The organism is Streptomyces sp. CB02261, assembly GCF_001905665.1.
Taxonomy (GTDB): Bacteria; Actinomycetota; Actinomycetes; order Streptomycetales; family Streptomycetaceae; genus Streptomyces.
In genome coordinates, this window is the sequence record NZ_LIVX01000012.1 from 245069 (window position 1) to 268939 (window position 23871).

Below are 23871 nucleotides of genomic sequence, written 5' to 3' on the forward strand. Positions count from 1 at the left end.
CGAGAGCCGGCCGCCCCGTGCGACACCCTGCCGGGGCCGGCCGGGGGCGGCGGACGCCGATGTCCTCAGTGGCTCGCCTTTTTGCACGTGACTGCGACAGGTTCCGTGACCCAGTGGCTTCATGTGTGGCCGCTACACCTCGACCCGTGGTCCCGAGGACCTGGCCCAGCTCTTCCAGGTCACCGACTGGAGCCCTGTTGAGACGCTGGCGCCCAGATGGAACGTCGCGCCGACCGACGAGGTCTACGCGGTCCTCGAACGCACCGCTCGGGACGACGGCGACGGGGTACTACGTCAGCTGCGGGCGCTGCGCTGGGGCCTGGTGCCGTCGTGGGCGAAGGACCCGAAGGTCGGCTCCTGGATGATCAACGCCCGCGTCGAGACCGTGCACGAGAAGCCCGCCTACCGAGGCGCCTTCGCCAAACGCCGCTGCCTGCTGCCCGCCGACGGCTTCTACGAATGGGAGCCGGCGAAGGACGAGGCGACGGGCAAGACCTACAAGCAGCCGTACTTCATCCACCCCGCCGACGGTCAGGTGATGGCCATGGCGGGACTCTATGAGTACTGGCGCAGCCCTGACATCACCAGCGACGACGACCCCGACGCCTGGCTGACGACCTGCACGATCATCACCACCGAGGCCACCGACGCGGCCGGCCGCGTACACCCCCGCATGCCATTCGCCCTCACCCCGGATCACTACGACGCCTGACTCGACCCGAGCGACCGTGGCCCCCGCTTTGCCGGCTTCTCCCGCTCGTTCAGCGGCGGCAGGTGGCGCGGGGGCCCAGGCCCTCTTCGTCGTGCCAATCAGGATCAAGTCCTGGATTTACTTCTCCGGGGCGAGGTCGGCGAGCTCGCCGTCGATCGCCTGCTGCCTGAAACGGGGTGCGCCGTACGCGTAGCCGCCCTGCCGCCCTTGATGGTGCGGCTGTCGCAGGCGCTTGCGGATGAGGCTGCGGTCGAGCTGGTGCCACCCACAGGTGCCCCGTCTTCCGCTATATCCCTGGCGGACGACGGGGCACCTCCATGTGAGGCCCGGAGGGAAGCCTTCGGCCCGCACCCCCGAAGACGCTGAGGTGCGGGCCGAGGACCAGGGCGTACCCCGCCAAGTCAGCCTGATCATCGTCCGCAACGACGAGCGCAACGCCGCCGCCAGCCACCTGGGTGCAGGCCGTCGAAGACCTCACCACGAAGCAGGACGTCGTCATCATCGCCGGCGACCCCACCTCTTCCGAAGCCCGCAGCCTCCACCTCACCAAGGCATGGGCGGCCACCAGCTTCCACGAGGACGAGGACGAAGACCCCGAGGCCATCGCCCTTGCCTTGCCGACATCGCCGGCAAGTAGCACAACGACGGAGGACCGGGCGCGCCGCCCGCGCCCTCAGCACCCGGCGTGCCCAGCCCGTTCCCCGTTCGGGGCCCGCGCCGTGACCCGCGGATGCCTGGACACGTTCTCCGGCCATGCGAAAGATCATCACGTGCGGCCTGCTGGCCGCCGCGGCCCTCTCCGCCGCCACGCCCGCCTTCGCCGACAACGACAGCAACTTCGGCAGCGGGGTCAAAGCCGCGAACAACTGGAACTTCACCGCCGCCGCCGTGTGCCTCCAGGAACTCGCCGTCGTACCCGCCCTGAGCGACTGGACCGGCAACCACCAGAACAACTGCGCCAACGGCAACGTCATCGACCACGCCACCGGCACCTTGCCCCTGGGGCACTGACCAGCAGCACCCCTACGAAGAGCCCCGCCGGAGGCCCGAACCTCCGGCTGGGTGAGCCCTACGTCCCGAGACTCAGGCACAGGCGCCGTCCGAGGCGTCCCACGGACGTAGGTCTGGGGGGCGCGGTTGCGTTTCTGGTCCGGCTACGGGGCGGGGGTGTAGTGGACGACGGTGGTCTCGCAGGCCTCCGCGTACACCTTCAGGGCGTCGGCCTCGGCCTGGTCCGCGGCCAGGCCCCAGCGCAGCTTCGTGGCCGTCCACTCGCCGATGTAGCGGCACTGCGCCTCGGGCAGCGGCGGCATCCATTCGGCCGGGTCCCGGTCGGCCTTGGCCCGGTTCGACCACCATGTGGATCATTCCGCCGACACCTGCCCTGGGCCGGGGACCAGAGCGCCTGGAGCAGCAGAGCGGCCGAGAGCCCGTACCCGCCCTCGAGGCCGGCGGGAGTGCCGAATCGGCTGACAGCTCCACCGGCCCGGACCTAGCGTTTCCGGTATGACCGAGATTCCCGATGTCCTCTCGCCGCGCGATGAAGCCCGGCTGGAACTCTCCTCGCGGGCCCGGATGCTCGCCGAACGGGCCGCCGCCCTGGTCCCGGTCGCGGTCGACCCCAAGCCCGGGGACCTGATCACCCAAGCGACCACGCTTCAGGCGCTGGTTCAGGACCTGCTTCGCGCAGCCGTCGTGGCAGAGCGGGAGCAGGGCCTGACCCCGGCCCGGATCGAGGAATTCACCGGGCGCCGGACCTGGAACGAGGCCGTACTGCAGTGGGCGCGCGACCTCCGGCGCAACCGCAGCGGCATGCCCGCCCCGGCGCTCGCCGAGAGCCTCGACGCATGGGCCGCGGAACAGACCCCCGGCACGCCCCGCCCGGTCACCGACGGGCTGGACGCGACCCGCTTCCCCGGCTCGGTGCAGTACGAGGCACATCAGCGGGCCCGCGCCGAGCACCTCCACACGGCCCTGGCCAAAGCCGTTCAGGAGCGCGCGGACGCGTGGGAGGACCTCAACGCGCTGGCCGACGACGATGACGCCGGCGTCGACCATCCCGTCAACGTACGGGTCGTCGCCGTGTGCAGGAACCTGGCCGAGATCTACCGGGACCTCGCCCTGGCCGAACCCACCTTCTGCCACGAATACGAGGCCGAGGCCCACAACTTCAGCCGCGCGGCAGACCGCTTCGCCGAGCACGGGCCGCTCGGCTACCCGGCAGAGTAGAACCGCTCACGATCGTCCTCTCACGGGACCGTCCGCCGGGCGGCCGCGACCTCGACGCGGGTCAAAGCCGCGCGGAGCTCGACCCGTCCAGGTGGTCCGGGCGGTGCTCCCGACTCCACCACCGTCAAGGAGCGTTCTGGCGGGCATGGAACCGATTGACCCCATTCACGTCAGCGAGCCCGGCCTGATCGTCCTGGACCTCACCGCCACCGACGAAGCGACCCTCCAGGCAGCCGTCGAGCAACTCGGCCGGCACTGGGCGACCTCCGGGACACCACGGGTCCGGCGCGTCCCCGGAGAGCCGGGTGTGACCGCACGGCTCTACGCCGACCTGCGCCGCTGACCCACAAGCCGCCTCTGCGGTCGGCTGTGCGCCAGCCCCGGGCTGGTCCCGGGCGGGCCCCGGCTTGTGCGGGCTGCTTGGTCGGACAGCCGGGTGTGGGTCGTGGGATCGGGGGCATGCGGGTGGTGAGCGCGTGGGACCGCTCTGGATATGCAGGGCCTGCCGACCCCCCTTCCGGCGGGCTCTTGGGTGGATGAACGGCCCGTACCGGGTGACGGTGCGGGCCGTTCGGCGCGTGTGCCGGGCGGCGCCGGATTGTGGAGCGGTAGCCCCCCGCCCCGCCTTCCCGGTATGCCTCGAGGTCCTCGTACGGGTTGCGGGGCTTGCCCATACCCGCGGCACCGGCCGTATTCAAGGCTTGCCCAGGGCCGCCCGAGGCTTGCCCTACCGAGAGAAGCACCAGGTCAGAAGTCCGCGAACTATTGAATGAGGTGTCCCCGCGGCCAAGAGTGCCGAGGAGTTGCGCGGCTAACCCCTTATCCCTTGAAAGCGCGGATCGCCGCGTCGACCGACCGGCCATCCCACACTCAACCAGGGGGACATCCATGTCCGACTCGACCCAGCAGCCCACCGAGCAGTCCGTTGCGCAGCCCGTCCAGCAGCCCGCCCGGGAGCGGGCCGCGGAGCCCGCTGTGGCTTTTCTACGTCGCCACGGAGCGGTGATCCTGCTCGCCCTGTTGTTCCTCGGCTACGTCCTGCACGACCGCCCGCCCTGCGCGAGACCATCGGCGCCCTCGCTACCGCGGCCTCGCCCGGCATCGCGCTGATGGCCCTGACCCTGCTCCGCCGCCGGTAGCCGGCCCCCATACCCGCGACCAGGGGGCGCGCCACCACGCGTGCCTCCGTCGCGGGTCGTGGGCGACGGGCCCGGCGTCACGTGCCGGTGAGCTTGTCGAAATCGGGGGCGTAGGCGGTCATCCAGTGCGGGTTAAGCCGGTAGTAGACGACCTCGCGGTTCCAGTCGAAGGCGTCGTCGTCGCCGTAGAAGTCCTTCAGGTAGGCGAGGAGTTCTTGCCAGTCGGCCGTGGTCTCGGCGTCCTCGGGGTTCAGCTCCTCCACCGTGCCGTGGGTGAACACGCCGAGATCCTCGCCGCGCATGTGCGCGACGCTGGCGGCCGGACGGGCCGCGAGATGACGGGCCTTGGCGGCGTTGCGCGACGTGCCGAAGTGCCACCGGCCGTGCAGGAAGTGCCCGTCGGCGCCGCTGATCCGCGGTTCGCCCTTTGCGGTCACCGTGGAGAGGGCGAGCGTGCACATGCCGGTGAGGACCCCGGTGAGCTGCGCCGCCGTAATGGTGGAGCCCTCGACAATGGAGCGGAGGTGTGCGGTCGAGCCGGAGAGTGAGGAGTCGAGGAGGGACTGGAGCTTGTCGAGTTCTTCTGGGGTTTCGCGCATACGTCCATCGTCGGCCGTAAACCCGACACCCTTTGTCGTCATTGATGAAGCAGCGGCGAGGTTGCTCCGCGCGCGCCCGGGTACCCCTTCGCCCCAGTGCTAGGAGGGGCACTTCCGCTAGGCAGTTTCGTTTGGATCAGCGGGCGAGTTTCGATGCCGTTGGTGATCTTGAATTGGGTATCTACCGTGCTGCGCAGCAGATCTCCGCTTCGCGTGGCCCTGACGGCGTGTTGACCGACTCGGATGGTCCTCAGGATCGGAAGCTGGCATTGCGGCAGGCAGTGTCGGGCTCGGAGCCGGAACCGCGTGATCGCCCTCAAGATCGCCGAAACCATTCAAGATGCGCGCCAGGGACAGCTGGGGCTTGCGTCCCCCGTATGGGTGCATCTCTCATCTTTCCGGGTTGACGCCGTGTATCCGATGGAACATTGCACGTGAACCAGGGTGCGGAGCCGGTGTGGAGTCCCAGGCGATCACCGGTTCGCTTTCCCGTGGGTTCCCGCTCGCGGGACCACCGAGGAAAAGGCCCGCATCGATGGCGACGAACGACGATCAGGCAGAGGCACGGGACATCGCAGGCGGGGTACGCGACCTGCTGCGCGGGACCGGGTCACGCGCGGACGGCAAATGGGTGCGGGGGCTGCGGCAGGCCCGGGAGAGCAACGTGCTGTTCGGGGTGGCCCTGCACGCCGCGGAACGCCGCAACCAGGGTCTGGGCCTGAACAGTCTGGAGCGGGACCTGCTGGACGCGCTCGGCACGATCCTCACCGACGCGGAACTCGCCGCCGCCGGCTCGGAGTACCGGGCGGCGGTGTCCGACCTCGGAGAGGTGGCGGTGCTGCCCAAGGTCGTCACCGACAAGCCGGTGGCCCAGGGATTTACCGTCGAAGACCTGAAAGCGCATCTGCCCAGGATCCGCGCGCAGAACGCCGGGCGGGCGAACTGCGCGGTCGTGGACCTGGGCGCGGTGAGCGCGGGGGCGCCGATGGACAGCCCCGGGTTCGAGGCGGCGGTGGGCGACGTCGGTTTCGGCACCACCGTGGTGGTGGGCCCACCGCAGGTGGAGGCGGACACCGGCCCGGAGTATCCCGCCTACAGCGCCAAGTTCCAGTTCGAGAGCTTCACCTGTCGGCGCGCGGTCGGCGACCAGTGGGGTGGCCGGGACGAGATCTACTGGACGGCCGGCTTGCGTTCGGACAAGCACGTCGCCCCGGCGTACAAGTCCTTGGAGTTCGGGGCGGTCAAGGAGGGCCAGACCCGCGCCTTCGCCAACATCGACAAGGTGGTGTTCGATGCGGAGGCCGCCAAGTTCGTGGCCGGGACGGTCATGGTGTGGGAGGCCGACGAGAGCCCGTCCGCGTTCTACCGGGCGCTGATGGGGTTCATCGACGCGTGGATGAACAAGCCCGTCTGGATGGAGATCACCCTCGGCATCATCACGGCCACTCCCGGCGCCGGCTACGCGGGCGTGGTCATGGACGTCATGGACTACGCGTTCCGGATCATCGTGGATCTGAACGAGGCGTTCCGCAACGACGACGACCTGTCCTGCCAGCGCACGTTCTTCTTCGACCGCAACGCGCTGGTGACCATGTACAACAAACGGGACTTCGACTGGGACTTCAACGGCGACGGACGCCACACCCTGCGGGTGAAGTACGCCGGCGAGCGACCGGTGTTCCCCACGGGAGCCCTGAAGTACCTCACCGTCGACGACGGCGCGACCTTTTGGAGCGCCCCGGTGTCCTTGGGCTGGAGAAGCGCCTCACCCGCGTCCCTGGTCTCCTTCGGCGGCAAACTCCACTGCATGTACGTCCGCCCGGGCGACCGCGCGGTGATGTGGAGCAGCATGGCCAACGGTGTCTGGGCCGTACCTGTGCGGGTGAACTCCTGGTCCAGCGACTTCGTGCCGGGCCTGGTCGCCTGGAGGGGCAGGCTGTACGCGACGGTCATCGCGCTGAACGGCGACGTGCTTCTGAGCACCTGGGCCGGCAGTGGGACGGCGTGGAGCACCACCATTCACCTCGCCGGGACGGCCAAGTCCGACCGGGCCGCGTCGATGTCCGCGAAGGACGACTACATCTATGCCACGTACTACACGTACAACTGGCAGGGCTCCTACAGAGGGGGACAGATCGTCTACTCCTCCGACGGGCAAACCTGGAACCAGCTCAGCCCGTGGCCCGCCGCCCACAAGACCGCCCACAGGGCGTCCATGACCACCCACGGCGACAGGAACTGGTTTGCCTACCGCGAGCACGACGGAGTCAACTCGGTCGCCGAAATGCTCGGCATCGTCAGTGACTACGTGCCCCCGCCGTCGGGCTGGAACACACCGGAAGGCCCCACCCTCGCCACCCACAAAGGCAAGGTCTGGCTCGTCGTCCGCGGCCACTCGGGGCACATCCACGCCCTGAACACCCCCGACCGCAACAGCCCTTGGGTCCGCATGCCGAACGCCGACGTCGGCGCGATGGAAGGCGAACCCGGCGTCGCCTCCCACAACGGCCGCCTCTACGCGATGTACCGCTAGGCAATCTCGTTTGGATCAGCGGGCGGACCAGAGGAAGATGCCTGCGATGTGGAGTCCGGCGAGGTAGATGGTGGCGGTCTTCTCGTAGCGGGTGGCGATGTCGCGCCACTGCTTGAGGCGGTTGATGCACCGCTCGACGGTGTTGCGCTGCTTGTATGCCTCGCGGTCGAAGGCGGGCGGCCTGCCGCCGAGGCTGCCGCGCCGCAGCCGGTTCGCGCGTTGGTCCGCCGGAATCGGGATCACTGTGCGGATACCGCGTGCGCGCAGGTGGTCGCGGATCGCACGCGAGGAGTACGCCTTGTCGGCCAGGACCACGTCGGGCCTGGTGCGAGGCCGTCCGCGCGGTCGGGGGACGCGCAGGCGAGCCATCACCGCGGTGAAGGCGGGAGCATCGCCCGCCTGGCCCGCGGTCAGCACGAAGGCCAGCGGCCGGCACCGGCCGTCCGCGGCGAGGTGGATCTTCGTGGTCAGCCCGCCGCGGGAGCGTCCGATGGCGTGGTCGGCGGGCTCGCCGGCCGGGGCCCCTTTTTGCGGGCCCCGGCCGCGTGCTGGTGCGCACGAACGATCGTGGAGTCCACCGACACGGCCCAGTCGAGGTCCTCGTCAGTTTCCGCCTGGGCCATGAGAGCGGTGAACACCCGCTCCCACGTGCCGTCGAGAGCCCACATCCGCAGCCGGTTGTAGACGCCCCGCCAGTTGCCGTACCTCTCCGGCAAGTGCACCCATTGCGAACCGGTCCGGAACTTGAACGCGATTGCGTCGATCACCTCACGGTGATCACGCCACCGGCCACCGCGCTTCGGCGTCCGGTCCGGCAGCAACGGCTCAATCCGCGCCCACTGCGCGTCAGTCAACGACACACCCAGACCAACGAGCAGAAGATCCAAACGAAACTGCCTAGGTCCTGTCTGACAAGGATCTTGGAGGGCTTGGCGGAGCCGGGGGCATACGTTTCGGATTGCGAGCACGGTGCGACCGCCAGGGCCATGAACAGATCCTGTTCCTCTGGAGTCATCGCTTGACCACCTCACCAGCGGCACCACCCAGCTGAATTTGCACGGCGAGTTCCGGGTGTCGTGCTCACGGCGACTTCGTGTCCCGGGAAACAGCAGGCGTGCTCCGCCAAGAACCCGGACCTGCGGCTGAAGAAGCCGGGCAGCCAGGAACCCCGCCGATGACCCGCTGCCCGAGTACGTCACCCGCCTCACCACCGACAACCCGCTCCCCGCGCTGCGCCGTATCGATGCCACGCCGATCGGCTCAAGCTCGAGCAACAGTTGAAGGTGAGCTGACTTCAGCTCTCGCCGCGGTGGTTGAGGCTGATTCTGGCGGTATTGCGGATCCGTTTGGTGCGGCCGGCTTCGGCGAGGATCTCGATGGCCTCGGTGTTCGTCCCGGCGGCGGTCTTGAGCTGGAGCCAGTTGGATGACGCGAGCAGGTTCTCCGACTGCCAGGGCAGCTTGAGCGTGATGGTGCGGAACAGTGACCACTCCCGCAGGCGCTGAGCCAGGAAGGGGTGGTCGATCGTGGCCTGGGTCATCGCCTGCGCCCACCCCTCGTAGGCGGGACCGAGGTGAAGGCCGGCTGCTCGACGATCCAGGTGCCGCAGCACAGCAGACTGCGCCATTGTCAGGTCTGGATCGGTGAGCACGCGGTTGACCAGGCTAGCTTCGCTCGCGTCGGCAACGTGCCCCAGCTTTTCGAGGTAGGCCGCGAATCGGACGTGCTCGTCCGGGTTCTGCAGGATGTCGTGGACGTTCATGCGACCTGCTCCTCGCGCTCGACCAGGACGTGCATAGTGCACCGGTGCGGACCAGGGACACCAGGTGCTGCTCTCCGATCCAGCGTTCGATCCGCCTGGCTGGGGGCCAGCACGCGACGCAAGCACCACCGATCCGCCGCCCGCGGCCTTCGCCGCGTTGCGGACCGCGCCGGCGACCGCGCCGGCGTGGCTTTGAGCTGCAGATGCGTGTGTTCGGGATCATGAGTACCCCCTCGAAGCGCTTCCGTCTGATCGTTGCCCTGATCGTTTCGACCGTGGGTCAGGCCGTCGACGGCTACGGCGTCCCGGCCCAGGAGCGCGACTGTCGGATGGCTGGGTGTGGGTGGTGGGATCGGGGGCATGTGGGGACCGCATAGGCGCGTATGTCTACTTCACCCACCGCACCTGGAGCACCGACTGGGGCGGCGGCCTCGCCCTCATCGACGAGGAGTCCCGCGCCGACGCCGCCGACGGCACCGCCCTGTCCACAGCGCCACCCACCCGACGCTGATCCTGCCGCGTCCCAACCGTCTGGTCATCTTCCGCGCTCACACCATGCACGCCGTCCAGCGTGTCGATCCGACCGCCGGAGACCGGCTGCGCCGCACCTGGACCGGCTTCATCACCGAGGACTCCCCATGACCGACACGCTCACCGCCCCGGCCGCCCTCGCCCGGCTCGGCTGGACCGACACCGACACCCCGTACACCTCCGGCACCACCACCGCCGCCCGGGTCGTCGTCCACCACGGCACCGTCTGCGACGTCCTGCGCCCCGAACCCGACGGCACCCTCACGGCGCACACCGCGCCCATCACCCCCACCCTGCCCGTAACCCCCGTCGCCGGCGACTGGGTCGAGCTCGGCGCCGACGGCCGCGTCCACGCCGTCGCCCCCCGCCGCGCCGTCCTCACCCGGTCCGGAGCCGGTCATAACCGCCAGATCCTCGCGGCCAACATCGACACCGTCCTCGTCGTCGTCCCGCTCGCCGGTGGCCTCAACGCCGCCATGGTCGAGCGCCTCTGCGTCATGGCCTGGGACAGCGGTGCCCAGCCCGTCCTCGTCCTGACCAAGAGCGACACCACCGACGACGCTGGCGCCGAGGACACCGAAACCGCCGAACTCCTCAGCCCCGGCGTTCCCGTGATCCCCGTCAGCGTCCTGACCGGCCACGGCCTCGACACCCTCCGCTGCCACCTCGGCCCCGGCACGACCGCGGTCATGCTCGGCCCCTCAGGCGCGGGCAAGACCTCCCTGCTCAACGCCCTCGAAGGCACCACTGAAGCGGTCGCCGCCGTGGGCCGCAGCGGAGGCCGCCACACCACCACCGCCCGCCGTCTCCACCTCCTCGCCTCGGGCGGAGTCCTCCTCGACATCCCCGGCATCCGCTCCCTGGAGGTCGCCGCGGGCCCCGAGGCCGTCGACGACGTCTTCACCCACATCGCCGCCCTCGCCGCCCACTGCCGGTACGGCGACTGCGGCCACGACAGCGACGGCGGCTGCGCCGTCACGGAGGCCGTCGGCATCGGCGCGCTCTCCCCGGACCGCCTCGCCACCTGGCGCAAGCTCCAGGGCGAGATCGCCTACCGCCGCCGCCGCGAGGACCCCGCCGAGATGGCCGACATGCGCCGCCAGTGGAAGGCCGTCAGTAAGCAGGCCCGCCGCAACGGCCGCCGCTGAACGGCAACACAGGACCGCACACAGGAAGTTGGCCGACCGCTCCCAAGCTGCCAACGATGAGGCGACGACACCTCCCAACCGAAGGACGACCCGTGCCGCACATCCGGATCGCCAACGATCTCCCGGGCATCAGGGGACTGATGACCGACCGTCCCGACACGGCAGCCCCGCTCAACGCCATCGCCGACACCCTGCTGCGCGGCGACTCGCCCCTCACCCGCGGTGAACGCGAACTGATCGCCGCGTACGTGTCGGAGCTCAACGCCACCCGCTTCTGCGCCGACACCCACGGCGCGGCGGCCGCCGCCCAGCTCGACGGCGGCATCGACCTGGTCAAGGCCGTCCAGCACGACGCCGACGCCGCCCCGCTCACCCCCCTGCTGCGGGCCCTCCTCCGCATAGCCGCCGAGGTCCAGGCACAGGCCGCTCCCGTTCGCGACGAGACCATCTCCGCCGCCCGCGCCGAGGGCGCCACCGACACCCACATCCACGACACCGTGCTCATCGCGGCCGCCTTCTGCATGTACAACCGCTACGTCAGCGGCCTGGCCACCGTGCTGCCCACCGAGCCCGGCTACTACGAGGAGGCGGGCAGGCGGATCACCGCCCACGGCTACGCCGCCGCGGTCTGAAGGAGAAACGGCCCATCATGTCTGCGCACTCCCCGAAGAAGGCCCACCGCAGAGCGGTCACCGCCACCGTCATCGGCAATTTCATCGAGTCCTTCGACTGGCTCGGCTACGGCCTCTTCGCGCCCCTGTTCGCCGCCCAGTTCTTCCCCTCCGGGAACTCCCTCACCTCCATCCTCGGAGTCTTCGCGGTCCTCGGCGTCGGTGTCCTCATGCGCCCCCTCGGCGGCATCCTCCTCGGCCGCTACGCCGACCGCCGCGGCCGCCGACCCGCCCTCATGCTGGCCGTCTCCCTCATGGCGGGCGGCTCGCTCCTCATCGGCGTCACCCCCTCCTACGCGCACATCGGCATCCTCGCCCCCGTGCTGCTGCTCGTGGCCCGCATGGCGCAGGGCGTCTCCCACGGCGGTGAATGGCCCGCCGCCGCCGCGTACCTGATGGAGGTCGCCCCCGAGAAGCGCAAGGCCACGTACGGCAGCCTGTTCTCCCTCACCACCTGCGCCGGCGCCTTCAGCGCCTCCCTCCTTGGCGGCGGCCTGACCGCCGCCCTCGGGCCCGCCGCCATGGCCGACTGGGGCTGGCGCGTGCCGTTCCTCGTCGGCGGTGTCCTCGGCCTGATCCTGCTGGTGCTGCGCACCCGGCTCGCCGAGACCGAGGTCTTCCAGCGCCAGGCCCAGGGCCGCCGCGACCGCGGCTCGCTCCGTCAGGTCCTCGTCGCCCACCGCCGCAACGTCCTGCTGGCTGTCCTGTTCGTCGCCGGAACCGGCGCCGTCGGCGGCACGTGGACCGCGGTCGTCCCCGCGATCGGAGGCCGCCTCGCACCACCCGGAACGATGTTCTGGGTCGTCGTGACCGCCACCGCGCTGATGATGACGCTGAACGTGCCGATCGGCCTGCTCGCCGACAAGATAGGCGTCGCCCGCCTCCTCGTCGCGGCCAGCGTCCTGTTCGCCGTCGCCGGATCCGTCTCGTACCTCACGATGACCGGCACCTTCGCCAGCCTGCTGTTCACGTACGGCTCCGGAGTCGTCTACCTGGTCTGCGCGACGACCGTGCTGCCCAAGCTCCTCACCGAGATCTTCCCGACCGAGATCCGGGCCCTCGGCGTGGGCCTTCCCAACGCCGTCACCAGCGCCGTCCTCGGCGGCATCGCCCCGGCTTCCGCCGCCTTCGCCGCCGAACACAACGCCTCCGGCTGGTTCATCGCCGGAGTCATGACCGCCGTCCTCATGTCGATCCCCGCGTCCCTGCTGGCCCGGACCGCGCGTCCCACCGACGCCCGCGTGTCCGAGCAGGTCCTGGCCGCCTGACACACAAGAACGCTCCCCTCCGGGAGGAAGGGGACCCGGCGTTCTTTGTTCGTGGCACGTACGACCTCAGGGGCGGTTGTTCTTCCCCTCGAGCCACAGCGTGTCGGAGTCGTCGGCGTGGGTACCACCCGAGCCGACGTGCTTGTCCGAGATCTGCGCGCCGTTCTTGAAGACGTGCACGAGCGCCATCCCATGGCCCCGGCCCAGACCGTAGTCCTCCTTGAGCCACTCGAGGACCGGGCCCGCCTTCAGCTTCGGACCTTCGAAGCCGCGCTCCTTGGCCAGGTCGATGAACTGCCGGGGCGTCAGGCCCGTCTTGTCCTCGATGTTGTCCAGATACGCCTGAAACGACATGTGCTCCTCACTTCCCCATTCGTTGGCACCGGTCGGGGCGCCTCCAACAAGCCTGCACGCGTGCGCGGCGAGGACCGGGCTCCCGCCCGGCCCTCGCCGCGACTTAGGCACGTCGGACGGACACGGGACGGCCCTGCGGAAGGTATCCGTCCGCCACCAGCGTCGCCCCGATCCCGTCGTAGATCTCCGGATCCTCCGGAGTGGTCGCCGCCAGCCCGTCGACGTACCGGTTGAACATGCAGAACGCGGCCGCGATGAGGACCGTGTCGTGAACGGCCTCGTCGTCCGCGCCCGCGGCCCGGGCGACGGCGATGTCCTGCTCCGTCACCTCACGGGCATTCCCCTGAACCTTGGCGGCGATCGCCAGCAAGGCCCGCATCCGCTCGCTCACCGGCGCCGTCGCCGGATCACGCTGGACGGCCTGCACGAGCGCGTAGTCACCGCCGAACGCGTGCGCGGCGGCCGCCGTGTGCGACCCCGTGCAGTAAGGAGTGCCATTGAGATACGACACATACGCGGCGATCAGCTCCCGCTCGGCCACGGTCAGCGGCGACGCGCCGCGCAACAGCTGCTCGGCGAGCTCACTGAGCGTGCGGCCCGAGGCCGGCCTGGCTGCCATCAGCCCGCGGATCCCCGGCACCGGCGCCGGGACGGCAATGTGCGGCACGGTTTCTGCTCCCCGTCCTACTTGTTGAACCAGGGGGCGGACGTCGGGTCCGTCGACAGCTGGTTCAGGACGAGGTTCGCGACCTTCTGCTCACCCGTCGCGGACGGGTGCACCCCGTCGGACTCCAGGTCCGAGCACGCCCACTCCAGACCGTCGCTGCGGCCCGGCGCCCCGCCGGCCACACCGTCCGCGCCCAGACCGTCCGCCCACATGTAGGGGCCCCACGACAGCCACGGCGCGACGCCACCCGGACCGTACGTCAGGTCCGAGGCACCGTTGATCTGGTCCTGGATCAGCTTTTTGACCGCAAAGCCCTGCTGGTAGGCACCCGCGCTGCGCGCCGGGTTGTAGGTGTAGATGCGGCTCGCGACATAGCCGAGCGCCAGGTTCGGGTACTTCGCGCGCGCGTTGCGGGAGATCGTGGCGAGCGAGTTGCGCAGGTTCTGCGCGCCCTGCGGGAACGCTCCGAGGTTGTCCCCGATGTATTGCTCCTTGAGCCACATCGCCTGCACCTGAGCCGGGGTCACCCCGGCGCTCGACAGCCGGGAGGCGAGCACGGACCACGTCGTGTCCACCGGGTTCGCCCAGGCGCTGGCGTCCTTGCCGCCCTGCGCGCCGTCGACCATCACGAGCTTGCCGTTCAGGTTCGCGTACGCCTTCGACGTCGCGATGAACTTCTGGAACTCCTGCGTGGTGTTGGACATGCCGATCGAGATCAGCACGACCTTGCCGTTCACCAGGTCGACCTGCCCGGAGGCGTTGCGCGGCAGCACCTGGTTCTGCGCGATGTTCACGCCGGCGGTCGTGTGCGCGGTCGGCCGCACATTGCTGCCATTCGGGTAGAGACCACCGGTCAGGCCGTTGTACGTACCCGTACCCAGGTCGTTCAGCGGAACAAGGCCGCTGTGCGTGTACGTGCAGTCCGTCGCCGCGGACACAGGCTGCGGGATCAGGACGACACCAAACGCGGTGGCGGCGGCCGTCAGGTAGACGCCAAGACGTCCGGGCTTCATGACTGCTCCTTCGGCAGAACAACGATCAGGCCGGTCGGCCCGCGCCGATAGTCGCCATCCGGCCAACCGCTCTGCACCTCCTGCCGTGCGCTCCCTGCGCTCACGATCGCTTTGCCGCAAGGCACCTGAACGCCCCTGAACACACCCAGACCTGCGGCATATTCCAGCCACCCACCATCGGAACCCACACGAACAAGACTCGGCTCGCCCTGCCCGGACATATGCTGCGTCGAGCGGCGTACCCCGCCGCTCTCCGCGACCCCGTCCCCCCGTAACGAGGTTGCGCCCCAGGGGCCCCGGCAGTGCTGACACCTGCCGGGGCCCTGTCACCTCCTCTGCCCGCGGACTGCGCTGTCCACCGTCCTCGGCCGCGCCTCGGCGCCGGCAGCTGCTGCAAGCGCTGGAAACCTTCCAGAGGCGAATCAGTTGTAGCTGAACCGTCCGGACAACCAGCACGACAAGCCCACGCGGGACAACCTCCTGGATCTTCAGGACCACCACCTGGTGAGGATGGAATCGGTCCGAGAGGACCAGCGGCAGGTGTGGGCGCTGACCCGGCGAGGTCAGGGCGAGGCGAAACCCACATCGAGGGGCACGTCCATGTCCACGACCACGCTCCTGGTCCTGCTGCTCCTGCCCGCCGTCGGCTTGCTCGGCCTGGCCGTGCCCGGCTACCTCGTCTGGCGCCACCCCCGCCTCGGCATCCCCCTGAGGGTCGCCTGTGCGTTCGGCGCCCTGTACGTCGCCGCCGTCCTCGGCCTCGCCGACCTGTAGAGCCGACTCCCCGGCAGCGGGGCCAAAGGCCGTACGTCTGCGACAGCCGCTCTGGGGCGGGCAAGCCCTACCGGGCCCCCCCGCCCCATGAGGGTTGCACCGAAGGTTGCCCCCACAGTTGTCTGCACAGGTGCACTAGGGGCTGCCGGCGCCGGCCCTCGACGACCTTTCGGTGTTCTGAGGGCTTCTTGGCATCATCTCGGCGTGGCCCCAGTTCTTCCCCGCACGGTCCGAGCCGTCGACACCGCTCAGCTTCTGGAGCTGGCCCAGGAGGCTGCGATGCACAGCTTCAGCCAGCGGCTCCCGGTCGACTGGCTCCGAGAGCACCTGGCCGCAGAGGCGACGCACTACCTGCTCCCGACACTCGTGCAGCGGCTCACGCACCGTCCCGAGACGCCGCTGCAGTGGAGGTGCCGGCAACTGCTGACCGTCAGCACCGGTGAACAGGTCTGGGGTCTCCTCGACGTCCTCCCTGACACCTTCGACAGGATCCCGGAGACCCTGGACATGGAGTCCAAGAAGAGGATCGGCAGCCGCATCGAGCGAGCAGTGACGGTGCGTGAGTGGGTGGAACGGATGGCGTCCGATGCAGGTTCGTGAAGCTCCGAGGAGCGTGGCAGGCTGCTGGATAGCCTGGGGAAGTGACGCCGATCTGGGGCAGCCGTCGGCGGACTTGTCGTGTGGGCAGCGAGAACCCTCAGACACCGCCTGGGCGGCGACCTACAGACCTCTACCCCCTTCCGGGTCTCCTTTGGTCATCCGGTGTGATGATCGCGCCTCAGATCGTCGTACAGCGCCTCCGGTTCGCCTCCACCCAGGTGTGCGGGACAGGCCCCGGTGCCGTGAAGCGGACGCAGTACGGTCGGGGTCGCCCCTGCACTGCCTCAACACATGGTCAGCTGCTCATGCTCAGGCAGGTCGAGATGCACGATCCGGTCGGTGGGAAGGACGTCGGCGAGTTCGCGTGCTTCCTGGGCGCTGCGGGTCAGGATCAGCTCTTTCGCGACGTCGGGGCAGGAAGCGATCAGGTCAGGGCAGGGGCGTACGACGCAGTACAGCGTCCGGCGCCTGCCCGGCACGTAGAGGGGGACGCCGCGGGCGTACTGCGGCCACATCATCGGCTTCTCCGGTGTCTCCACCCGAACACTCGACGCGGACGCGGCGGTGAGGCCAGCGCGGGCGCGGCGTGGTCGTCATGACGGAACGGTAGCGGCGGGCGGTATCGCGTCGGATAAGCTCCCCTTATCCGACGCGACAAACCGTGTATTTCGACGGCTCAGCACAAGGGGTGGGGCGGCCGATGCCGACTGCGGGCAGAACCGAGAAGAACCGTCTGGCGCCGCGCGCCGACACGAGACGCGACCTCCTGCTGTTCAGCGGCAACGAGTGCGCCTGGAAGACCTGTTCCGTGCGGCTGATGAACGAGGACGGTGGATGGGTCGGGGAGATGGCCCACATCCGGGGCGCCGAACCCGGAAGCGCACGCCACGACCCTGCCCTGAGCAAGGAGGAGCTTCGGGCGGACGAGAACCTCGTACTGCTGTGCGCCAACCACCACCAGCGCATCGACGATCCGCGCAGCAGCAAGCGGTACAGCGTGGAGTTCCTGCAGCAGATGAAGCGGGAGCACGAGGGGCGCTACCGGAAGGCGGTGGCCGCGGCCGAGGACGAGATCAGCGACCTGACTCGGGAGAACACGGTCATCCCCTGCGTCGACCTGCAGCGGGTCGAGCCCAACTTCGAAGAAGAGGATCGAGAGTACTTCGTCCCCTGCGTCAACGAATTCGCCGACCGGCTCCGCGAGGTGACCAAGCCCGCCCGCGGCCTGCTGGCCGTCGTGATCTCCCGGCCCACTGTAATCGATGCTCCGGAAGCGGCCCGCCGTATCGGGCGGGACAGGGCGACGGTGTACGAGCTCGTCAGGGAACTGGAAGCGGCCGGCCTCGCCTACATCGACACCGAATGGTTCGGGGACGAGATCCCCGAAGGCGTGATCGTCCGCCCCCTGTGCGAGGACTGGCCCGAGTTCTGGGACGTCCTTCGCGACCACATGGCCGGCCGGGACGACGCCACCGTGGAGGACGTCATCGTCGGTCTTGACTTCTCCCTGCTGGACCGACCGTGACGGCCGAACTGGGCCTCCTGCCCTCGCCGACGGACCCGGCCGCCGCCGAGCGTCAGGCGCTCATCGTGCGGTGGGCCGAACGCCACGGCGTCGACGCCGCCCGGCGCCTGGCCGAAGCCGAGGACCTGGCCGACGCGGTCGCCGCCGAGATCACCCCGGACAACACCGTCGATACCTACGGCAAGAGCTGGCGGGTGTGGGAACGGTTCTGCGCCGCCGCCAGCCTGCCGCAGCTGGAGGGCAGCCGGGGCGCGCTGGTGGCGTTCGTGGCATGGATGCTGCGCGAGGGCCAGCAGAACGGCCAGGGATACGCGGCCACCTCGGCCTCCACCCACCTGGCGGCCGCCGTGGTCGGACTGCGCGAGCGAGGCGTGAAGGTCTCCGGTGACGACCAGGCCGGGGCCCGCGCCGCCTTGGCGGGTCTGGCGGTCAAGCTCCTGCAGGCCGGGGAACGGCGCGGCCGCGGCCAGGCGGCCGGCGCCGACATCGACGGACTGCGGGCTGTCGCCCGCGCCTGCCCCGACACCCTCACCGGCGACCGCGACAAGGCCCTGGTGCTCACCGGCTTCCACTACGCCAGCCGCTCCCAGGACCCGGCCGGACTGCTGACCGGCGACGTCATCCTGCACCCGCGCGGCCTGGTCGTCGCCGTGCTCACCGGCAAGACCAAGCACTCGGTCCGCAACGCCAAGATCCGCTACGCCGACGATCCCGAGATCTGCCCGGTGCGGGCCTGGACCGTCTACCGCACTCGGCTGGTCGCCGAGCACGGCCCGCAGTGGGCCGACCCGTCGACGCCGGCGTTCGTCAGCATCGACCGGTGGGGCCACGTCACCGGCGGCGGCATGGTGCCCGAATCCGTCACCCGCGCTATCAAGCGCATCTCGATGAGGGCCGGGGTGCCGATCGCCTGGACCGGGCACTCCCTGCGCATCGGCCTTGCCTCCGTCGCCCGCCGTGCGGGCCGCGACGGCATCGCCATCGCCGACCAGGGCGGCTGGGCCCGCCACTCGCGCTCGATGCTCGGCTACATGCAGCGCGACGACGGCTGGGACGACAACGCTTCCGCCGGTCTCGCCTGACGCGGCCATCCCCGCCTCGGTCGGACCCGTTAGACCCAGCGGTCCGGCCGGGGCGGACGCGTGTCCGCAGCCCTCACCGGCCGGACCCCCTGTTAGATGCGTTAGGTCTGACAGGGCCAACCAGGGCTGACGTGCAGCTACGGCCGTCCTGCGGCGGCACCTTCGGCCCCGTGCGCGCTGGGCGTTCCCCCACGCCGTGGCCATCTCGACGAGCTCGTCCTCGGGACGCTCGGCGAGGTGCCGGTAGGCGCAGTAGGGGATCGAATGCGCCGAGACCGGCCCGGACTCGCAGCCCGGGATCCGGCACAGCTCGGTGAGGTAGTCGTCCTGGGAGAGGACCATCTCGAAGCGGCGGCCGCCGCAAGCCACGATCAGGGAGTGGAAGCCGTCGCGGGACTCCAGCTCCAGCTCGGTGGACCTGCTGGCGGGCGCAAGTGAGCCAAGGAGCAGCAGGACGACCTCCCCGGGGGCGCAGCTCACCTCGGTGGAGAAGAACATGAGCGTCCTGCGGAAGAACGGAATCCTCGCCTCCACTGGCAAGGGGCGTGCGAACCGGGTCTACAACATCCTTAGGCCAGAACTCCTCCAGGCAGTTGCCCACGGCCACGCCCTCGAGGCCGACTGATCTCGCGCAGTCCCCGCTGCCGCTCGGGGCTGCGGGGCATGGCGGACGCCGTCGCCGCCTCGATCAAGGAACGGCGGGCTGCCCCGGCCGCAGGATGTCGGGGCCGAGGCAGCCCGCCTCTGGCGCATCCCGGCCGGCAGCATGCCGGTGCCCCGGCTCCGCGGTGGACGCGCGGGAGGCCGGGGCACGGGCGGGGTGGGGTCAGCGGTGGTGGTGGCGGCCCCAGGACTCGGTGTCGATGGTGCGGCCGCGGTCGTCGCGGAGGGTCGCGGTGTCGGAGTGGTTGTCCCAGATGTAGTTGCGGCGGTCCTGGAAGAGGTCGGTGCGGGTGTCTCGGCCTTCGCCGGTGTGGATGCGGATGGTGGAGCGGCCGGCGAGGCGGACGTCGTTGAAGCGGTAGCGGTGGCCGTCCTCGTCCTTGAGGGTCCAGCCGTCGAGGTTGATGCCGTGGCGGGTGTTGTTGGTGATCTCGACCCACTCGGCGTTCAGCGACCGGTTGGTGCGGTTGTCGCGTCCGGGGCTGTCGGCCTGGACGCGGCTGATCTCCACCTTCGGTGTCCGGTGGCGGTCGCCGTCGTGGGCGGAGGCCGGAAGGGCGACGATGGACACCATGGCGCCGGCCGCGAGGACGGTCGCGGCGATACGGCGGGCGGTCGAAGAAGCAGACATGGGTGATGTCTCCTCAAAAACTCTGCCTCACCAGCCGATACGGCTGGTGAGGGCGGTGCGGGTCCCGGTCCGGTGTGGGCCGAGGACCCGAACTCTGCAGCCCCGCCGGCCCAGCCGGAATACCGCCCGGGCCCTGTTACCGGATACGGGCATTTCCGTAACTGACGGCTGTATCGGACACGGATACGCAGCGACGTGGCCCTGACATTCACTGACAACTACACCCACCCGTTCAGCGATCAACCACAAGCCCTTCCGCACGTCGGCGCACCATCGGCCGCGCCACCCCGCGCACTCCGCCATCAGCGTGACCAGCCCCAGTAACAGCCGTTCTGCACCTTTCTTCGCGCGTCAGGCCATCCTTCGCACACGAAGACGACGGGGAGCCCGCCCCGCCCTGCGCCTCGGTGATGCTCCTATTGATCGTCAAGCCTTGAGGCTCGGGTGAGCCGTATTGTTGCCGGGTGCGGTACTTGGCGGAGTCGTTCATTCTTGGGGCCTTGCGGCGGGGCCGGTCGGTCGAGCAGTTCCTTGGGCCGTGTGGCTCGGGAGAGCGCCCTGGTGTGCGCTATGTCGAGGTTCGTGCGACGAGGGGGCCGTTTGAGGTCTATCTCCACGCGGTCGAGGACGTCGGCAGCGAGAGTTTCTTGGACCTGGGCGAGTTTCCGCCGTTCGATCCAGACGACGAAGCCGGCGAGTTCGGTCGGCTTTTGGGCATGGCTGGGGACCCGCTGGCCGCGCTGGACGTCGCCGAGCAGCGCGCTGGAGCCGAGCGGGGCCGGTGGGTCAACGAGGGCGTCGTCCAGGACGAGTACGGCGACTTCGTTCGTGCCGGTCGGCCGGTGGGTGTCTCCGCTGACGGTCGGCGGTGGCCGAACGTGCCGGACGCTGTATGACCTCGCGTGTGATCAAGCGGCGTTGAGCCAGTCCCGGTAGGTGCTGGCGAGTTCGTCGTCGCGGCGAAGGCCGCGTTCGAGGCTGGAGATGGAGGTCGGCCAGAGTCCGAAGTGGCGGGCGGCAGCGGTGAGCGTGATGTTCTTGGACTGCCGCAGGGGCCGCAGGTCCGCGATGGCGTGGACGGTGACCGTGGTGGTCAGGCAGCGGAACATCTCCCGGACGATGGCCCGCTTTAGGAGCCGGATGATCTCCTTCTTCGTCCGGCCGGCGGCAGTCTGACGAGCGACGTACTCCCGGGTGCGGGTGTCGCCGGCCATGCGGACCAGAGCAATGTGGTAAAGGGCCGCGTTGGCGCCCCGGTCACCGCCGCGCGAGAGACGGTGCCCGTTGGTTTTGCCGCTGGAGGCGGGAACCGGTGCAGCTCCGCACAGAGCGGCGAAGGAAGCCTCCGTCCGCATGCGCTCGGGATTGCCACCCGCCGTGACCAGCAGCTGGGCGGCGGTGTCGGGACCAACCCCGTAGGCAGCCCTCAGGCCGGGGTTGTGGGCGGTGACCTCACGGTCCAGGGCCTTGATCAGCTCTTCGTGCTCGGCGGTCAGTTCCTTGACGCGCCGGGCGAGGCTCTTGAGTGCGGAGAGGACGGCGACGTGGAGCGCGTCACCGGCCGGCCGCAGCCGGGTCAGGACATCGGTGCGGTCCGTCCCGTTCAGGTGCCTGAATCTGGCGCGGATGGTCTCGGGCGCGGTGAAGAGGATGTGGGTGATCTGGTTCAGGGCGGCGGTGCGTGCCTTGACGGCGGAGCGGGCGGCGTTGTGCAGGGCACGTATGCCGGCGACGGTGGCGTCTTTGGGTGTGCTGGAGGCCCGTCCTGACAGGGCCGCGCGAGCGGCGGCGTAGGCGTCGATGGGGTCGGACTTGCCGATGCGGCGGCGTTCGGCCCGGTCGGGCCGGTTGACCTCGACGACCAGGTGCCCGTGTGAGCGGGCGGCCTGGTGAAGCCGGCTCCGTAGGACGAAGTGCCTTCCACGCCGACAGCGTTACCTGGCCGTGCGCGTTCAGGAATGCCAGAGCCGCCGCGTATCCCGCGGCGGTCGTAGTGAACTCGGCGTCCGCGAGATGACCGCCGTTGTCGCTGATGACCGCGACGTGGAGGGTGTCGGCATGGGAGTCGACCCCGCCGAAAATGTACTGGTCCGCGGTGTCCGCTGCGACCGCTGATGTCATGCCGATGACGCCTTCCAGTCGGTGGCGGCACCGGCCGGGGGCGCAGACAGGACATTGAGGAGGCTTCCGGCCAGGCTCCTATCAGGTCATGTTCCGCCCGGCCGGAGCCATGAGAACAGGTTCCGGTGGTCGGACAGAACAGCTTGAGGACAACCCAGCAGGGCGTCAGTCAGTGCCCGAGCCACGACCACCGGAACCTAAGTAGCAGCATCAATGTCAGTACCGTTCACTACGCTTCAGCCAGTACGTGGTGAAGGGGACGAAATGGCCAGCAACAAGATCGATCAGCGTGCGATCGAGAAGCACGTGAAGGAGATCAACAAGGCGTACGAGCGGGCCTTCAAGAAGTACCCGATTACCGTGCCTCTGGCCAGCAGGGGATTCACTCCCTCGGCCGGAACCTCCGGTGCGGGTGTAGGCATCGAGCAGGACCCGCAGCTGGTTCGCTACCTGATGTGGCTGGGTGAGTTGCCCGACAGCCGGTTCGGGGAACAGGCCGACTACGCCGAGTACTCGGGCACGCCTCTGGAAGACGTTGCGGTCCTGGCAGCCGAACTGGAGCGGGACGGCCTGGTCGATGCCATGGGTTCCTTCGGCTCGCCCGACTCCCACATGGTGACCGCCGACGGACGAGTAGAACTGCGACGCCTCGCCCGACTGCGCAGCTCACCCGCCGCCCGGCACCGCTACGCCACCGACGCCTTCCTGCGCTGGTTGTACGCCACTGCACACGATCAGCGCCCCGTCGACCCGGTCGACTTCCTGAACACCGTCGAATCGCACTACGCCGGCGGCGAGCTCTCCGTCGCCGAGCTGCACTACGCCCTGGCACGCCTCATCCACCCCGGGCTCGTCGAAGACACCGGCACCGAGCCCAAGACCGTAGCCATCACCATTGATGGCATCGACTGCGTACTGTCTGGAGCAACCGTGAGCGACTACCTCAACCGAACCCACCCCGGCGACTACTACAGCATCACCGGCACCAACGTCGTCGCCGGATCCCAGGGCAAAGTCGAGCAGCACAACCACAACCACGCCTTCAACCCCGGAGTCATGCGCGAGTTCGCAGCCCTGGTCCAGCAGCTCGCCCCGACCTACGGCCTCGATCCTGTGCAGCAGGCCGAGCTCATCCGCGACGCTGAAGTCCTCGATGAGGAAGCCAGCAGCGAGACCGCCCAGCCCGGACGCGTCCGCGCGGCGTACGACACCGTTATGGGACGACTGACCGAGATCGGGGTCGCGTCGGCCGCCCTGACCACGACCCTGCAGCAAGGCCAGCAGGCGTACACCGCGGTCTTCGGCGGGTAGAAGCCGCGCGTCGGCGCAGGGCGGCCGCAGTGAAGACAGGCCATCAGCAGCGGCACCTCCTGCCAACCGGACGGAGAACGGCAAGAGGCCCCCGGCAGCGCCGGGGCCTCTTGCCGTGGACGGTGCCGGCCAGGGCAGGGAAGTTCGTCTGCCACTGGAGGGAGTCCATGCTCAGCGCGGCGTCTTGAGCGAGGCGAGGCTGGTGACAATCCAGTTCTGGGTGAGGCTGTAGCCATGCTCCCGGTACTCGACCACCGGTACCAGGCACTCCAGCTTGTCGGCGTCGCAGGCCACGTCGCCGCCGGCTCCGGCCGCCGACGACCAAGCGACGGGACTCCGCGTACTTACCACCCTCGGGCCGTCACTCACCACCGACCTCATCACCGCAGGTCACAACCCGGCGAGCGCGAGCCCACAGCGCGCCTACGGACTGCCGCGCCTCGTCCGCCTCGCCGACTTCGTCGTGCCGTCACCGGCCGCGTCTCTTCCCGTACGGCCTGGCTCCTGTGGAAACCGCCTTCAGTGATCCCGGTAGGGT

Annotated in this window: 26 protein-coding genes and 2 pseudogenes; 16 read left to right on the top strand and 12 right to left on the bottom strand. The window is 69.5% G+C overall.

The window, feature by feature from the left end; translation table 11 throughout:
- Positions 1–121: 121 nt before the first annotated feature.
- Positions 122–709: pseudogene (locus tag AMK29_RS32015) on the top strand (SOS response-associated peptidase); the annotation flags it as partial.
- A gap of 756 nt (positions 710–1465) precedes the next feature.
- A complete protein-coding gene (locus AMK29_RS32025) occupies positions 1466–1723 on the top strand; it encodes a hypothetical protein (RefSeq protein ID WP_073819543.1) in 258 nt (85 codons plus the stop codon).
- Positions 1724–1866: 143 nt separating this feature from the next.
- Here the strand turns inward: AMK29_RS32025 and AMK29_RS36600 are convergent, their stop codons facing one another.
- Positions 1867–2025, bottom strand: a complete 159-nt coding sequence (locus AMK29_RS36600; protein ID WP_158071370.1) for a hypothetical protein — start codon at positions 2023–2025, stop codon at positions 1867–1869.
- A gap of 193 nt (positions 2026–2218) precedes the next feature.
- Between AMK29_RS36600 and AMK29_RS32030 the strand changes: the two genes are divergently transcribed.
- Together AMK29_RS32030 and AMK29_RS32035 are read left to right on the top strand one after the other, a co-directional pair.
- Positions 2219–2941, top strand: a complete 723-nt coding sequence (locus tag AMK29_RS32030; protein WP_073819544.1) for a hypothetical protein — start codon at positions 2219–2221, stop codon at positions 2939–2941.
- Positions 2942–3086: 145 nt separating this feature from the next.
- Complete coding sequence (locus tag AMK29_RS32035) at positions 3087–3284, top strand: DUF6207 family protein (RefSeq protein ID WP_073819545.1); 198 nt, start codon at positions 3087–3089, stop codon at positions 3282–3284.
- 873 nt (positions 3285–4157) lie between these two features.
- Here AMK29_RS32035 and AMK29_RS32040 read toward each other — a convergent pair.
- Positions 4158–4679 (bottom strand): pyridoxamine 5'-phosphate oxidase family protein, encoded by a 522-nt coding sequence (locus tag AMK29_RS32040; protein WP_073819546.1) that lies wholly within the window; start codon positions 4677–4679, stop codon positions 4158–4160.
- Positions 4680–5214: 535 nt separating this feature from the next.
- On the opposite strand from AMK29_RS32040, the gene AMK29_RS32045 reads away from it, so the two are divergent.
- Entirely contained in the window at positions 5215–7212 is a 1998-nt protein-coding gene (locus AMK29_RS32045) for a hypothetical protein (RefSeq protein ID WP_073819547.1), read from the top strand.
- A 15-nt stretch (positions 7213–7227) separates the two neighbouring features.
- Here AMK29_RS32045 and AMK29_RS32050 read toward each other — a convergent pair.
- Positions 7228–8078, bottom strand: a protein-coding gene (locus AMK29_RS32050) for an IS5 family transposase (RefSeq protein ID WP_443334090.1) whose coding sequence is annotated in 2 segments (ribosomal slippage) — positions 7228–7739 and positions 7739–8078 — 852 coding nt in all. Because the reading frame shifts where the segments join, the coding sequence is not laid out codon by codon here.
- 428 nt (positions 8079–8506) lie between these two features.
- Positions 8507–8974 carry a hypothetical protein gene (locus tag AMK29_RS32060; RefSeq protein ID WP_073819549.1) on the bottom strand — a complete coding sequence of 156 codons (468 nt, stop codon included), beginning with the start codon at positions 8972–8974 and terminating at the stop codon, positions 8507–8509.
- Positions 8975–9320: 346 nt separating this feature from the next.
- Between AMK29_RS32060 and AMK29_RS36605 the strand changes: the two genes are divergently transcribed.
- The 4 genes from AMK29_RS36605 (at position 9321) to AMK29_RS32075 (ending at position 12592) form a co-directional block, all read left to right on the top strand.
- Positions 9321–9485, top strand: a complete 165-nt coding sequence (locus tag AMK29_RS36605) for a hypothetical protein (RefSeq protein WP_158071371.1) — start codon at positions 9321–9323, stop codon at positions 9483–9485.
- A 127-nt stretch (positions 9486–9612) separates the two neighbouring features.
- Complete coding sequence (rsgA, locus tag AMK29_RS32065; RefSeq protein ID WP_073819550.1) at positions 9613–10653, top strand: ribosome small subunit-dependent GTPase A; 1041 nt, start codon at positions 9613–9615, stop codon at positions 10651–10653.
- Between the two features lie 92 nt (positions 10654–10745).
- Positions 10746–11285, top strand: coding sequence for a carboxymuconolactone decarboxylase family protein (locus tag AMK29_RS32070; RefSeq protein ID WP_073819551.1), 540 nt, complete (start codon positions 10746–10748; stop codon positions 11283–11285).
- Between the two features lie 17 nt (positions 11286–11302).
- Positions 11303–12592, top strand: a complete 1290-nt coding sequence (locus tag AMK29_RS32075; protein WP_073819552.1) for an MFS transporter — start codon at positions 11303–11305, stop codon at positions 12590–12592.
- A 66-nt stretch (positions 12593–12658) separates the two neighbouring features.
- Here the strand turns inward: AMK29_RS32075 and AMK29_RS32080 are convergent, their stop codons facing one another.
- The 3 genes from AMK29_RS32080 to AMK29_RS32090 all read right to left on the bottom strand — a co-directional run bounded on the left by AMK29_RS32080 (position 12659) and on the right by AMK29_RS32090 (position 14626).
- Complete coding sequence (locus tag AMK29_RS32080) at positions 12659–12946, bottom strand: DUF4287 domain-containing protein (RefSeq protein WP_073819553.1); 288 nt, start codon at positions 12944–12946, stop codon at positions 12659–12661.
- Positions 12947–13049: 103 nt separating this feature from the next.
- Entirely contained in the window at positions 13050–13613 is a 564-nt protein-coding gene (locus AMK29_RS32085) for a carboxymuconolactone decarboxylase family protein (RefSeq protein ID WP_073819554.1), read from the bottom strand.
- Between the two features lie 17 nt (positions 13614–13630).
- The gene (locus AMK29_RS32090; RefSeq protein ID WP_073819555.1) at positions 13631–14626 is read right to left on the bottom strand and encodes a hypothetical protein; all 996 of its coding nucleotides are present in this window, start codon (positions 14624–14626) and stop codon (positions 13631–13633) included.
- 600 nt (positions 14627–15226) lie between these two features.
- On the opposite strand from AMK29_RS32090, the gene AMK29_RS36610 reads away from it, so the two are divergent.
- Both AMK29_RS36610 and AMK29_RS32100 read left to right on the top strand, forming a co-directional pair.
- Complete coding sequence (locus AMK29_RS36610) at positions 15227–15400, top strand: hypothetical protein (protein ID WP_158071372.1); 174 nt, start codon at positions 15227–15229, stop codon at positions 15398–15400.
- 204 nt (positions 15401–15604) lie between these two features.
- Positions 15605–16000: a hypothetical protein gene (locus AMK29_RS32100; protein ID WP_073819557.1), complete on the top strand. Its 396-nt coding sequence runs from the start codon at positions 15605–15607 to the stop codon at positions 15998–16000.
- A 284-nt stretch (positions 16001–16284) separates the two neighbouring features.
- On the opposite strand, the gene AMK29_RS32105 is transcribed toward AMK29_RS32100, so the two are convergent.
- Entirely contained in the window at positions 16285–16539 is a 255-nt protein-coding gene (locus tag AMK29_RS32105; protein WP_143202967.1) for a hypothetical protein, read from the bottom strand.
- 161 nt (positions 16540–16700) lie between these two features.
- Here AMK29_RS32105 and AMK29_RS32110 point away from each other — a divergent pair, with 161 nt between their 5' ends.
- The 3 genes from AMK29_RS32110 (at position 16701) to AMK29_RS36900 (ending at position 19232) form a co-directional block, all read left to right on the top strand.
- Entirely contained in the window at positions 16701–17525 is an 825-nt protein-coding gene (locus AMK29_RS32110; protein WP_073819559.1) for a hypothetical protein, read from the top strand.
- On the top strand, positions 17522–18607 hold the full coding sequence (locus AMK29_RS32115; protein WP_241845789.1) for an integrase: 1086 nt from the start codon (positions 17522–17524) through the stop codon (positions 18605–18607). Before AMK29_RS32110 ends, AMK29_RS32115 begins: the two co-directional genes overlap by 4 nt.
- Before the next feature lie 412 nt (positions 18608–19019).
- Positions 19020–19232 (top strand): hypothetical protein, encoded by a 213-nt coding sequence (locus AMK29_RS36900; RefSeq protein WP_073819560.1) that lies wholly within the window; start codon positions 19020–19022, stop codon positions 19230–19232.
- Positions 19233–19433: 201 nt separating this feature from the next.
- Here the strand turns inward: AMK29_RS36900 and AMK29_RS32125 are convergent, their stop codons facing one another.
- The gene (locus AMK29_RS32125; protein ID WP_073819561.1) at positions 19434–19901 is read right to left on the bottom strand and encodes a lamin tail domain-containing protein; all 468 of its coding nucleotides are present in this window, start codon (positions 19899–19901) and stop codon (positions 19434–19436) included.
- Between the two features lie 563 nt (positions 19902–20464).
- Here AMK29_RS32125 and AMK29_RS32130 point away from each other — a divergent pair.
- Positions 20465–20797, top strand: coding sequence for a hypothetical protein (locus AMK29_RS32130; protein ID WP_241845790.1), 333 nt, complete (start codon positions 20465–20467; stop codon positions 20795–20797).
- A 12-nt stretch (positions 20798–20809) separates the two neighbouring features.
- On the opposite strand, the gene AMK29_RS36865 is transcribed toward AMK29_RS32130, so the two are convergent.
- Both AMK29_RS36865 and AMK29_RS37510 read right to left on the bottom strand, forming a co-directional pair.
- Positions 20810–21115 (bottom strand): hypothetical protein, encoded by a 306-nt coding sequence (locus AMK29_RS36865; protein WP_241845791.1) that lies wholly within the window; start codon positions 21113–21115, stop codon positions 20810–20812.
- Between the two features lie 27 nt (positions 21116–21142).
- Positions 21143–21766: pseudogene (locus AMK29_RS37510) on the bottom strand (transposase); the annotation flags it as partial.
- Positions 21767–22286: 520 nt separating this feature from the next.
- Between AMK29_RS37510 and AMK29_RS32140 the strand changes: the two are divergent.
- On the top strand, positions 22287–23333 hold the full coding sequence (locus tag AMK29_RS32140; protein WP_073819562.1) for a hypothetical protein: 1047 nt from the start codon (positions 22287–22289) through the stop codon (positions 23331–23333).
- A 171-nt stretch (positions 23334–23504) separates the two neighbouring features.
- On the opposite strand, the gene AMK29_RS38035 is transcribed toward AMK29_RS32140, so the two are convergent.
- A complete protein-coding gene (locus AMK29_RS38035) occupies positions 23505–23627 on the bottom strand; it encodes a hypothetical protein (RefSeq protein WP_443334086.1) in 123 nt (40 codons plus the stop codon).
- Positions 23628–23871: the final 244 nt, after the last annotated feature.